The 11,994-nt window shown below is 65.8% G+C and carries 11 protein-coding genes; all 11 read right to left on the bottom strand.

All coding sequences use genetic code 11. The features are described 5' to 3' along the window. Nucleotides 1-3: 3 nt before the first annotated feature. On the bottom strand, nucleotides 4-438 hold the full coding sequence (locus ABX298_RS04315; protein ID WP_367394119.1) for a DcrB-related protein: 435 nt from the start codon (nucleotides 436-438) through the stop codon (nucleotides 4-6). Nucleotides 439-449: 11 nt separating this feature from the next. Then, on the bottom strand, nucleotides 450-2,387 hold the full coding sequence (locus ABX298_RS04310) for a type VI secretion system tip protein VgrG (RefSeq protein ID WP_025340323.1): 1,938 nt from the start codon (nucleotides 2,385-2,387) through the stop codon (nucleotides 450-452). An 11-nt stretch (nucleotides 2,388-2,398) separates the two neighbouring features. Then, nucleotides 2,399-5,074 (bottom strand): type VI secretion system ATPase TssH, encoded by a 2,676-nt coding sequence (tssH, locus tag ABX298_RS04305; RefSeq protein WP_367394118.1) that lies wholly within the window; start codon nucleotides 5,072-5,074, stop codon nucleotides 2,399-2,401. Beyond that, a complete protein-coding gene (gene tssG, locus ABX298_RS04300) occupies nucleotides 5,067-6,083 on the bottom strand; it encodes a type VI secretion system baseplate subunit TssG (RefSeq protein ID WP_085619149.1) in 1,017 nt (338 codons plus the stop codon). The genes tssH and tssG overlap by 8 nt, the downstream gene beginning before the upstream one ends. Next, a complete protein-coding gene (tssF, locus tag ABX298_RS04295) occupies nucleotides 6,080-7,942 on the bottom strand; it encodes a type VI secretion system baseplate subunit TssF (RefSeq protein ID WP_025340320.1) in 1,863 nt (620 codons plus the stop codon). Before tssF ends, tssG begins: the two co-directional genes overlap by 4 nt. Continuing rightward, complete coding sequence (tssE, locus tag ABX298_RS04290) at nucleotides 7,939-8,454, bottom strand: type VI secretion system baseplate subunit TssE (RefSeq protein WP_286100395.1); 516 nt, start codon at nucleotides 8,452-8,454, stop codon at nucleotides 7,939-7,941. The genes tssF and tssE overlap by 4 nt, the downstream gene beginning before the upstream one ends. Next, on the bottom strand, nucleotides 8,448-8,888 hold the full coding sequence (locus tag ABX298_RS04285; protein ID WP_075046098.1) for a hypothetical protein: 441 nt from the start codon (nucleotides 8,886-8,888) through the stop codon (nucleotides 8,448-8,450). Before ABX298_RS04285 ends, tssE begins: the two co-directional genes overlap by 7 nt. Beyond that, nucleotides 8,885-9,325 carry a type VI secretion system amidase effector protein Tae4 gene (locus ABX298_RS04280; RefSeq protein ID WP_025340317.1) on the bottom strand — a complete coding sequence of 147 codons (441 nt, stop codon included), beginning with the start codon at nucleotides 9,323-9,325 and terminating at the stop codon, nucleotides 8,885-8,887. Before ABX298_RS04280 ends, ABX298_RS04285 begins: the two co-directional genes overlap by 4 nt. Before the next feature lie 70 nt (nucleotides 9,326-9,395). Beyond that, the gene (locus tag ABX298_RS04275; protein ID WP_025340316.1) at nucleotides 9,396-9,884 is read right to left on the bottom strand and encodes a type VI secretion system tube protein Hcp; all 489 of its coding nucleotides are present in this window, start codon (nucleotides 9,882-9,884) and stop codon (nucleotides 9,396-9,398) included. A 71-nt stretch (nucleotides 9,885-9,955) separates the two neighbouring features. Next, a complete protein-coding gene (tssC, locus tag ABX298_RS04270; protein ID WP_367394117.1) occupies nucleotides 9,956-11,452 on the bottom strand; it encodes a type VI secretion system contractile sheath large subunit in 1,497 nt (498 codons plus the stop codon). Nucleotides 11,453-11,463: 11 nt separating this feature from the next. Next, nucleotides 11,464-11,979 (bottom strand): type VI secretion system contractile sheath small subunit, encoded by a 516-nt coding sequence (gene tssB / locus ABX298_RS04265; protein ID WP_025340314.1) that lies wholly within the window; start codon nucleotides 11,977-11,979, stop codon nucleotides 11,464-11,466. Between the last annotated feature and the right edge of the window lie 15 nt (nucleotides 11,980-11,994).

Raw genomic sequence — 11,994 nt, 5'->3', positions numbered from 1 at the left:
CGATCAGCCCAGGCTGTCGAAGTCGAGCGACTGCTTGATGCTTGCCCAGTGCGCCGCTTCGGCCGCGCCCAGCGGGCTGGCCTTGACGTAGCTCAGGGCAAACATCTTGCGCGTGCCAGGCAGCACCAGGGCCAGCTGGTACTGATAGACCTTCTCCTGGCCCTTGCTGAACTGGCTGGTCAGCTCGATGGCGGCGATCGCCTGCCCGGCGCCTACCTGCACCGCCTGGGCGGGCTGCATGCGCAGGTCCTTGACCTGCTGCTGCAGGCGCTGCAACTGGCCGTCGAAATTGCTCTGCAAGGTCTCGCTTTCGGCCAGCAGGCTGCGGCTGATGATCAGCGAGGTGGCCAGCGCCTCGAAGCGCAGGATGTTGATACTGCTGTCCTGCACGGCGGCATCGGGCAGGGCCAGGCGGAATTCGTTGACGCGATAACTCATGACAGGTCTCGTTACTGGTCGGAGCCGGAGAAGATCGCCTTCACCGAGTCGTCGATGGTCTTTTTCACACCCTGGTTGTCGGGCGCGGTCTGCGCACCGCTGCCGACGTTCAAGTCGAGGGTGCCGTCGGTGTTGATCTCGCCGTTCTGCCTGGCATGGAAGCTGAACTGCTCGCAGCTGATATTGATCTGGCCGCTGGCGTTGAGCTCGATCACACTCTTGCCGCACACCAGGCGCAGGTTTTCGCCCACTTCGATCAGGTAGCTGGTGCTGACGCTATCGGTCTTGCTGGCGCCGACCAGCAACATGTCGTCACGGCGCACGGCGCGGATGCGGTCCTGGCCGATGGTGATGGTTTCCAGCATGCCCACCGTCTGGGTACGGTTGATGCCGACTGCCAGCGTCTCGCTCTGCTCGACCACGGTGTCCATGTTGCGCTCGGCATGCACGTAGATCTGCTCGGCGCCCTTTTTGTCCTCCATGCGGATTTCATTGAAATTGGCCGGGCTGCCGCCTTTGCTCGAGCGGCTCTTCATGCCGCTTTGCGTAGCATTGGCGGGCAAGTCGTAGGGCACGCTCTGTTCGGCGTTGTAGACGCGGCCAGTGATGATGGGCCGGTCGGGGTCGCCTTCGAGGAAGCTGACGATCACCTCCTGGCCGATGCGCGGGATCTGCATCGAGCCCCAGTTCTTGCCGGCCCAGGCCTGCGATACCCGGATCCAGCAGGAGCTGTTCTCGTTGGACTGGTCGTGGCGGTCCCAGTGGAAGTGCACCTTCACCCGGCCATATTGGTCGGTCCAGATTTCCTCGCCAGCGGGCCCGACCACCACGGCGGTTTGCGGGCCCTTGACGATCGGCCGCACGGTGCTGCCCTGCGGGCGGAAGCTCTGCTGTGCGTCGATGCAGCTGAGGTTGCTTTCGAACTGCGCTGCGCTGCTGCCGGTGCCGCTTTCCAGGCGCTCCTGATGCACGTAGTAGCGTGCGCCGACGATCAGGTACTCGCGGTTCTGGTCCTGGCGGGTGAAACCGCTGAGGCTGAACAGGTGGCCACTGCCCAGGCCGCGGGCGTTGCCGCGCAGCTCGACCCGCTCGTGCTGGCTCTGCAGCGACTCCAGGCGAGTACGCGCATAGTGTTCGCCATCCTGGCTTTGCTGGTAGGCGCCGGGGTAGTCGTACAGTGGGTAGTCACCGGCCTGGTGCGGGCGTGGCATGGCCGAGCGCACGTCGATGCGCGCGCTGGGGCGCTGGAAGTCGTAGTCGTTGAGCTCCAGGGAACCTGGCTGGACTTCCTGGGCCAGGTGCCAGTCGTTGATGTGGTCACGCTCGCGGTGCTGCCCGTCCGGCGGGTAGAAGGGCACGCTTTCGTAGCCAGGCACCTGCGGGTGCGCGCCATAGGCGTCGGCCAGCACCAGCACGTGGCGCTGCGCTTCGTGGCGGAAGAAGTAGTAGATGCCTTCCTCTTCCATCAACCGGCTGACGAAGTCGAAGCTGGTCTCGCGGTACTGCACGCAGTATTCGCGTTCGCGGTAGCTGCGGCTCAGGGCATCCTCGAAGTCGGAAAAGCCCAGGTCGCGAAACACCTGCTTGATGATCTGTGGCGCGCTCAGGTGCTGGAAGATGCGGCAGTCGCTGGTGCGGGTCAGCAGCCACAGCCACGGGCGCAGGGTGACCCGGTAGCTGGCGAACTGGCCCTGGTCCACCGACTGGCTGCAGCGGGCGACGATGCCATGGAAGTAACGTGACGTGCCGAGGCCCTGCTGCACGCTCAGGCTCATCGGCTTGCCCAGCAGGGCATTTAGGTCGATGGCCGGGTCGTCGCTGGTCAGCTGCAGCTCATAGTCGAACAGGCGGCCGAGCTCGTCGCTGCCACCCATTTCGGCCAGGATCAGCTTGTCCGGCCCCAACGGGCTGTTGATCTGCGCCAGGCGCGTGAACTGCGTGAACAGCATGGTCCGTCCTGTCAGTCGGCTGCGCCGAAGTCATAGTGCAAGTCGTTGTCGCGGCGGCTGATGCGCACGCTCGCCAGCGGCTTGCCTTCGAGCATGCGGGTGAGGAACTCGCGGCTCATGTCCGGCAGCAGGCCGTTGGTGAGGATGGCGTCGATCATGCGGCCACCGCTTTCGGTTTCGGTACAGCGCGAGACGATCAGCTCCACCACCCCTTCGTCGTAGGCGAAGCCGACCTTGTGCGTGCCTTCGACGCGCTTGCGGATGCGCTCCAGTTGCAGGCGGGTGATGGCCTTGAGCATGGCGTCGCTGAGCGGGTAGTAGGGGATGGTCACCAGGCGGCCGAGCAGCGCCGGCGGGAAGATTTCCAGCAGCGGCTTGCGCAGCTGGCTGGCCACCGCGTCCGGGTCGGGCAGGGCCTGTGGGTCGCTGCAAGTGCGCGCAATGAGCTCGGTACCGGCGTTGGTGGTGAGCAGAATCAGCGTGTTGCGGAAATCGATCTGGCGGCCTTCGCCGTCCTCCATCACGCCCTTGTCGAACACCTGGAAGAAGATCTCGTGCACGTCCGGGTGGGCCTTTTCCACCTCGTCCAGCAGCACCACGCTGTACGGCCGGCGGCGCACGGCCTCGGTCAGCACGCCGCCTTCGCCGTAGCCGACGTAGCCAGGCGGGGCGCCCTTGAGGGTCGAGACGGTATGGGCCTCCTGGAACTCGCTCATGTTGATGGTGATCAGGTTCTGTTCACCGCCGTACAGCGCCTCGGCCAGGGCCAGTGCGGTCTCGGTCTTGCCCACGCCAGAGGTGCCAGCAAGCATGAACACGCCAATCGGCTTGTTCGGGTTGTCGAGGCCGGCGCGGGAGGTCTGGATGCGCTTGGCGATCATTTCAAGCGCGTGGTCCTGGCCAATGATGCGCCTGGCCAGCAGGCTGTCGAGGTTGAGCACGGTCTCGATCTCGTTGCGCGCCATCCGTCCCACCGGAATCCCGGTCCAGTCGGCCACCACCGAGGCGACTGCCTGGTAATCCACGGTCGGCAGGATCAACGGGCTCTCGCCTTGCAGGGCGCTCAGGCGCCGTTGCAGGTCGGCCAGCGTTTCGCGCAGTTCAGGGTTGCCTGGCACCTGCGCGTCCTGGTCGACCACCCCGGCCTGGTCGCGCAGCTGGGCGCGGGTGGCCAGCAATTGGTCGACCAGGGCCTTTTCTTCGGCCCAGCGGCTTTCCAGCGTGGCCAGGCGTTGGCGCTCTTCGGCCAGCAGGGTGTCGGCCTGGGCCTGGCGCTGCCCGGTAGGCACACCGATGGCGGCTTCACGGGCGATGATCGCCAGCTCGACCTCCAGCGCCTCGATACGCCGGCGGCTGTCGTCGACCTCGGCCGGCACCGCGTGCAGGCTGATGGCCACGCGCGCGCAGGCGGTATCGAGCAGGCTCACCGATTTGTCCGGCAGCTGGCGCGCCGGGATGTAGCGGTGCGACAGCTTGACCGCGGCTTCGAGTGCTTCGTCGAGGATCTGCACCTGGTGGTGCTGCTCCATGGTCGATGCCACCCCACGCATCATCAGCAGCGCCTTGGCTTCGCTCGGCTCGTCCACCTGCACCACCTGGAAGCGGCGGGTCAGGGCCGGGTCCTTCTCGATGTGCTTCTTGTACTCGGCCCAGGTGGTAGCCGCCACCGTGCGCAGGCTGCCACGGGCCAGTGCCGGCTTGAGCAGGTTGGCGGCATCGCCGGTGCCGGCGGCGCCACCGGCACCGACCAGGGTATGGGCTTCATCGATGAACAGAATGATCGGTTTGGGCGAGGCCTGCACATCCTCGATCACCTGGCGCAGGCGCTGTTCGAATTCGCCTTTCATGCTGGCGCCGGCCTGCAGCAGGCCGACGTCCAGGCTGCGCAGCTCGACGTCCTTGAGCGCCGGCGGCACGTCGCCAGCGACGATGCGCAAGGCGAACCCTTCGACCACGGCGGTCTTGCCGACACCGGCTTCACCGGTAAGGATCGGGTTGTTTTGCCGGCGTCGCATGAGGATATCGACCAGCTGGCGGATCTCTTCGTCACGGCCGACGATAGGGTCGAGCTTGCCGCTTCGGGCCTGTTCGGTAAGGTCGACGGTAAAGCGCTTGAGCGCCTCCTGCTTGCCCATCGCCGCAGGCGCCACGGCGCCGCTGGCCTCGCCAGGCTGCGCAGCGCTGAAGCCGTCGGTGGCGGCCAGGTGGTTTTCCGGTGAGTCTCCCACGTACTCGTCGAAGCGTTCGCTCAACGCCTCGATCTTCAGCTTGGCGAACTCGTTCGACAGCCCCAGCAGGGCATGGCGCAGGCCAGGTGTCTTGAGGATGCCGACCAGCAGGTAGCCGCTGCGCACCTGGCTCTCGCCGAACATCAGGCTGCCGTATACCCAGCCGCGCTCGACGGCTTCTTCCACCTGCGAGGAAAGGTCGGTGATCGAGGTCGAACCGCGTGGCAGCCGGTCCAGCGCATCGGTCAGGTCGCGGGCCAGGCGCGCCGGCTCGATATCGAACTGGCGCACGATACGGTGCAGGTCGCTGTCCTGCAGTTGCAGCAACTGGTGCAGCCAGTGCACCAGTTCGACATAGGGGTTGCCCCGCAGCTTGCAGAACACCGTTGCGGCCTCGATGGCCTTGTAGGCGACGCTGTTGAGTTTGCCGAACAGCGCGGCGCGGCTGATTTCACCCATGGTCCTGGTTCCTTGTATGGTGGGCGGCGGCCGGCTGGTCGGCGTAGTACCGGGCCAGCTTCAGGTCGCGTGCATCGTGCGGAGGGCGGCCGAGCCAGGTATCGAAGCCCAGGCGTTGGCCGGCATTGAGTTGCAGCGCAGGCACCTGGTCCTGCGCGAGGATCAGGTTGAGGTCCCAGTCCAGTTCCTGGCCCAGGTATTCGGCGACCCATGCCGCCAGTTCGACGAAGGCCTGTCCGCCAGGCAGCAGGGCGTGGTACTGGTCGAGGCTGAGCGGGCCGAGGCACAGCCGGAACTTGTGCTGGCGGTCCCAGGCGTAGCGGCCCAGGCAAAGGTCCATGCCCAGGCGGTTGGCGCGCACGCCGAGCTGGCTGCGTTCGGGCAGCTCAAGCCACTGGCCGACATATTCTTCCAGCGTCACAGGCACGCCGAAATACCCGCTGAGGATGCTGCACAGGCCGTCCGGGTAGCGCGTTTGCGCGCTCAGGTGGCCGGACCAGTGCAGTTTGGCGGTGTCGGCCAGCGCGCCCTGGCCTTGCAGTTCGGGCTGGCCACGGCCACTGAGCGCCGCCAGGCGCGCGGCCCAGTAGTCATCCCCCGGGCGATCGTGGCTGACGGTCGGTCGGGCTTCGGCCCAGGCACGGTAGAACAGGCTCAGCAGGCGGTGATGGAAGACGTCGAGGAACGCCTTGCTGGTCGAGTCGGCATGGTTGCGCTGGCGCTCGCGCATGTATTCGGTCAGGTGCAGTGGTAGCGGCCCGTTGGGGCCTCCGAGGCCGAAGAAAAACTGCTCCAGGCGCGCCGGCTGGTTGCCGTCGGCGCTGACCGATGCCAGGGTCGACGGTGCGAACCCGCAGTCCAGGCGCTGGCCCAGGCGCACAGGCTCGTCGGCCAGGCGCAGGGAATGACCGAAGCGTGGCAGCTCGGGGTATTGCGCTTCGAGGCGGCGCAGCGCCTGGAAGAAGTCGTACGCCCAGGGCTCGTCCTGCATGGCCTGCAAGGTGTTCATAAGGTCGGCCTGCGCCCCGGTTTGGCCGACCAGCGCATGATCTCGCCGCGTTCGCTGGTGCGCAGTACCGTTTCGGTGAAGCTGTTGATCGACACGTAGCGGGTCAGGAAACGCTCGAACACCGCGCCGAGCAGGAACACGCCGGTCCCGCGGAAGGCGTTTTCGTCGAAGGTCAGGGTGATCTCCAGGCCACGCCCGAAAACGATCGGCCCGGGCATCGGCAGGCGTCGGGTGCAGGGCTTGCTGCTGACGTCGCGCAGGCCGTCGATCTGCAGGTTCAGGGCGCTGTCCTGCGGGTCGCCATACAGGCGCAGCAATTCGCGCAGGGCGGCGGCGCCCTGGCCGTGCTCGGCCAACGACAGGTAGTTCAGCGACAGCTGGCTGATCAGGCGCCAGGCGCGGTTGTCGTGGGCATGGCTGGCCTTGGGCCGGCTCGGGCCGGCCAGGCAGCGCACGCCGGCAACCGGTGCGCTGTCGGCCAGGCTGAAGTCGCTGCGCCCGTCGCCAACACTCATGAACAGTGGCAGGTCGCGGTTGCTGCACAGGGCGCTGATACCCAGCTGGCGCAGGTCGTGGCGGTAGGGTGCCTGCTGGCCGTCGACCAGGCTGATGAACGTTTCGCTGCCCATGTAGCTGGAGCGGGTGCCATTGCGTCGCTGGTCGCTGGACAGCACCCGCGGCTCCCGGCGCACGATGTAGTAGGCCTGGTCGCGGCCGTAGCGGGACGGGTCGCGCACCGCGTAGAACGGCAGGAATTCCTGATCCGGCCCGGTGCCGTGGCCGGTGACCCGCTGCAGGGAATGGATCTCGAAATCGGTGGGCCGGGTGCGGTCGGCGATCACGTGGTGCTCATGCACCCGATCGGAAAGGTGCAGGCGGTCGACACGGCGCGGGAACAGGTTGATCGCCGGGGTGCAGAACGGCACGAACTGGCTCGCGCCGACGCTGCTCTCCAGGCTCTGGTCGAAGCGTTCGAACAATACCAGCACTTCCAGCGTCTGGCCGGTGCAGCGCTGTACGGCCTGCTCCAGCCCGGCAAAATCGACGAACAGGAAGCGCTGCGGCAGGGCGAAGTACTCCTGCAACAGGCGGTAGCCCTGGAAGGCCTGGGGCACCACCGGCAACGCCGCTTCACGGTCATCGAAGCCACACGGGCGCAGGGCCTGTTCGACCGGAATACGTTCCACCCAATCGGCGCCGGGTTGGCGCACGAACACCGCACAGGCGCTGCCCAGCAGTTGCTCGTAGAGGCGGAACGGGGTTTCGTCGGCGCCGTTGAGGTACAGCGGCAGATGGCTGAGCGGCAAGCTGGCGAACGGCACCTCGGCGCCACTGCGCAGGGTCAGGCGCAGGCCGGCGCGGGCTTGCGGCACGCTGCTGGCCAGGCGCCCGAGCACCGCGCCAGGGTTGCCGAAGTACTCGGCGCGGGCTACCTGCAAGGGCCAGAGGGTGACGTCCTGGGTGCTGCGGAACTCGCACGGGGTTTGCGAGTTGCGCCCCAGGTTGGCGCGCAGCACGCTGTCACGCGGCAGGCGGAACCCGGCGGCCAGTGAGCCCTCGTCGGGGTCGGTCTGCAGTTGCACCACGGTCATCGACGGGGTCGGCGCCAGGTAGTGCGGGTAGGCGATCTCCAGCAGGTTATGGGTGAAGGTCGGGTACTCGGCATCCAGCTTCAGTTGCACCCGCGCGGTGAGGTAGGCGAAGCCTTCCAGCAGGCGCTCGACATAGGGGTCGGCACACTCGATCCCGGACAGCGTCAGGCGCCCGGCGATCTTCGGGTATTCCCGGGCGAACTCCGCCGCACTTTCGCGGATGTGCTGCAGCTCCTGGTTGTACAGCTCGAGCAGGCGCGGGTTCATGCACGCCTCCGGCGTTCGGCAGGGGCCACGCGCACATGGCCGGACTCAAGGTCCACCTCGGTCTGCAGCAGCAACGGCAAGGCCGCCGGCTGGGCCCACAGGTCACCTTCGATTTCGAAACTCAGGGCGTTGGCATTCATCTCGCCGGGTGCGGCCTGGGCACGCACCTTCAGGGTATGGGCGAGGATGCGTGGCTCGTAGGTGGCGATGGCCTGGTGGATGATGCGCTCCAGGGCGGCCAGGTCGATGTTCGAGGCGCTGTTGCCGGCCAGGGCCGGCAGGCCGTAGTTGATCACCGAAGCCCCGGCCGGGGTGCTCAGGGTCGCGGCGCTGTCGAGCAGCGAAGTGGTGTTGAGCAACCAGGCGAGGTCGCGCAGTACCGAGGCCTTGAGCTGGTGCAGGCTGAGCACGCGCTTGTCCGGCGCTTCCTGCGGGTTGCCCGGGTCGTCGTCGGTCAGGCGGTCCAGCAGCGAGGGCTGCAGACGGTCGCGGGCGGCGATTTCGGCTACCACTCGAACAGCCCCACGAAGTTCTTCTGGTCTACAGGGCCGTTCGAGCAGCTGGCGCCACGTGCCAGGATGGAAGGCTCCAGGCGCTCGCCCAGCTGGCGAACAGCCTGGTACTGGCTTTCGCAACGGCCGGGTTGTGACGGGTCTGGCTGCACATGGCTGACAATGATGATCTGCGCGCCATTGAACTGCTCCACGCGAGGCTTGCCGCCATCTCGCTCCGGGCTGAGCTGGCAGGGCCAGGGCATCTCCAGCTGCAACAGCGAGGCATCGGCCTTGCGCAGCGCGCAGCGGCCTTCGTGGTTCACCAGCACGAGCTTTTTCCCGGCAAGGCTGACCTCAGGCGCCGCGTTCGACGACGGAGCGGGGGGCTGTGCACAGGCATTCAGGGCGAACGCGACCAGCAGGGCCGGCATGGCTTTGGGTGCACGTTTCATTTCAGCTCCCAGAACCAGACGGCCTTGGAACGATGGGCCTGGTCGGCGAAATAGCCCGTGACCCGGCCTCTATCCCACAAATCGATGTGATCGCCAGTACGGTTTTCGAATGCCTGCCCGGCACGGGCGAAGCAGTCCTTGAAGAAGATGATGCCGCGCTTTTCGCCGAGCTTGAGGCGGTCGCTTGCGCTGCCGCTCAGTTGCAGCGGGGCGCCGAGATGGTGCTTCCACAGCCAGTTGGCCAGCGATTCGGCACCCCGGGCATGGCCATGGGCACAACGTGGTTCGCTGTAGGTACCGGCGTTCACCTTGATGGTGTGCTCGCCGTTGAGCGCGATACTCATGCGGATGGCGCACTGGTTGTCCCAGCCGCCGTCGCAAGGCGAGGAGTCGGTCGGGTAGGCATTCCAGAGGTTGATGAAAGAAGGCTTGGCCATGGAGTTCACCGTGAGCGGGTGAGGTGGGGGAAGGCGCCCGCGCCAGCCAAGGCGGCGCGGGCGCGGTCGGTCAGATCTTGACGTTGGAGCGGATGTTCCAGCCGTACTTGATCGGGCCGCCTTCCTTGGTGCCGTCGGCTTTCTGCGGCTGATAGTCGACGGTGACCTTGGCGAAGTTCAGGGTTACGTGCTCGGTCAGGCGGTCGTCGCTGCCCGAGCCACCAGTGCTCAGCGAGCTGATGATGACTTCTTCAAGGTTGATGATCAGGTACTCGACCTGGCTCTCGCCCCCGGCCTTGCGCACGGTCAGCTTGACCTTGTCGATGTGCTTGCCGCTGGAGCAGTGGGCCATCAGGTTGGGGCTGGCCTTGTCGATGTACTTGGTGATCGACAGGTCCTGGATGTTGACCTTGCCCGAGCCGCCGCCGCTGCCCATGTGCATGTTGCCGGACTGGGACATGCCCCAGCTCCAGTTGAGCACGTCGATTTCGTCCTTGTGGGCCTTGTCGTGGGACTCGCCCTTGATGTCGCCGATCTTGATGAAAATATCTACAGCCATGGTGTCCTCGGTATTACGCGTCAGGTTGGCGGTTGGGTGCAGTTGGGGCTGTCAGGCAGCCCCCGGGGCTGTCAGGCCCCTTTGGCCGAAGGCAGCTTCGATACCAGGCGCAGCGACACGGTCAGCCCTTCGAGCTGGTAGTGCGGGCGCAGGTAGAAGCGCGAGTTGTAATAACCCGGGTTGCCTTCGACGTCCTCGACCACAACCTCGGCGGCTGCCAGCGGGTGCTGGGCCTTGGTGGTCTCGGTGGAGTGCGCCGGGTCGCCGTCGACGTAGTTGAGGATCCAGTCCTGCAGCCAGCGCTGCATCTCGTCCTTCTCCTTGAACGAGCCGATCTTGTCGCGAACGATGCACTTGAGGTAGTGAGCGAAGCGGCAGGTGGCGAACAGGTACGGCAGGCGCGCGGCCAGGTTGGCGTTGGCGGTGGCGTCCGGGTCGTCGTACTCGGCCGGCTTCTGCAGCGACTGGGCACCAATGAAGGCAGCGAAGTCGGTGTTCTTCTTGTGCAACAGCGGCATGAACCCGTTCTTGGCCAGCTCCGCTTCGCGGCGGTCGGAAATGGCGATTTCGGTCGGGCACTTCATATCCACGCCACCGTCGTCGGTGGGGAAGGTGTGCGCCGGCAGGCCCTGCACTTCGCCACCCGATTCCACGCCACGAATGCGCGAGCACCAGCCGTAGTACTTGAACGAGCGGTTGATGTTCACGGCCATGGCATAGGCGGCGTTGGCCCAGGTGTACTTGCTGCTGTCGGCGCCGTCGGTGTCTTCTTCGAAGGCAAATGCCTCGACCGGGTCGGTCTTGGCGCCATAAGGCAGACGCGCCAGGAAGCGCGGCATGGTCAGGCCGATGTAGCGCGAGTCTTCGGACTCACGCAGCGAGCGCCAGCCAGCGTATTCCGGGGTGGTAAAGATCTTGGTCAGGTCGCGCGGGTTGCTCAGCTCCTGCCAGGAGCCCATGCCCATCACGGTCGGCGAGGCGGCGGCAATGAAAGGCGCGTGCATCGAGGCGCAGACCTTCGACATTTCGCCCAGCAGCTCGACGTCGGGTGGCGACTGGTCGAAGTAGTAGTCGCCGACCAGGCAGCCATAAGGTTCGCCGCCGAACTGGCCGTACTCTTCCTCGTACAGCTTCTTGAACACCGGGCTCTGGTCCCAGGCAGTGCCCTTGAATTTCTTCAAGGTCTTGTGCAGCTCGGTCTTCGAGACGTTGAGCACGCGGATCTTCAGCTGCTCGTCGCTCTCGGTGTTGTTGACCAGGTAGTGCAGGCCACGCCAGGCGCTTTCCAGCTGCTGGAAGTCGTCGTGATGGATGATCTGGTTGACCTGTGCGGTCAGCTTGGCGTCGATGGCGGCAATGATCTGCTCGATCGAGCCAATGGCATCGTTGGACACCAGGCTGGTCTGCGCCAGGGCCTGCTCGGCCAAGGTACGCACGGCGCTTTCGACCGCTTCCTTGGCACGTTCGGTCTTGGGCTTGAACTCCTGCAGCAGCAGGGCGGCGAACTCGCTCGGGTCCTGGGTGGCAGTTCCCGGCTGGGCCTGGGCGTCGCGCAATGGATCGTTCATGGGCTGTCTCCTCAGGCCTTGGGCTCGTTGTCGACGGGTTTCGGTGCGCTGGCCAGGGCTTGCAGCAGGGCCGGGTCCTTGATGGCCTTGAGGATGATGTCCTCGGCACCGGTCTTGCCGTCCATGTAGGTCAGCAGGTTGGCCAATTGGGTGCGGGCCTCGAGCAGCTGGTTGAGGGCGTCGACCTTGCGCGCCACGGCGGCCGGGCTGAAGTCGTCCATGCTCTCGAAGGTGATGTCCAGGCTCAGGTTGCCTTCGCCGGTCAGTTCGTTGGGCACGTTGAAGGCCACGCGTGGCTTCATCGCCTTCAGGCGCGAGTCGAAGTTGTCGACGTCGATTTCCAGGAACTTGCGCTCGGCCACCGCTGGCAGCGGCTCGGCTGGCTTGCCGGCAAGGTCCGACAGCACGCCCATGACGAACGGCAATTGGACTTTCTTTTCGGCGCCGTAGAGCTCGACGTCATATTCGATCTGCACCCGCGGCGCACGGTTGCGCGCGATGAATTTCTGGGAGCTGTCTTTCGCCACGTTGTTCCTCCTGGT

The sequence above is a fragment of the Pseudomonas sp. X4 genome, assembly GCF_040784925.1.
Taxonomy (GTDB): Bacteria; Pseudomonadota; Gammaproteobacteria; order Pseudomonadales; family Pseudomonadaceae; genus Aquipseudomonas; species Aquipseudomonas putida_Z.
The sequence above is the reverse complement of the archived record's forward strand: the minus strand, read 5'-3'. Positions and strand labels throughout refer to the sequence as shown.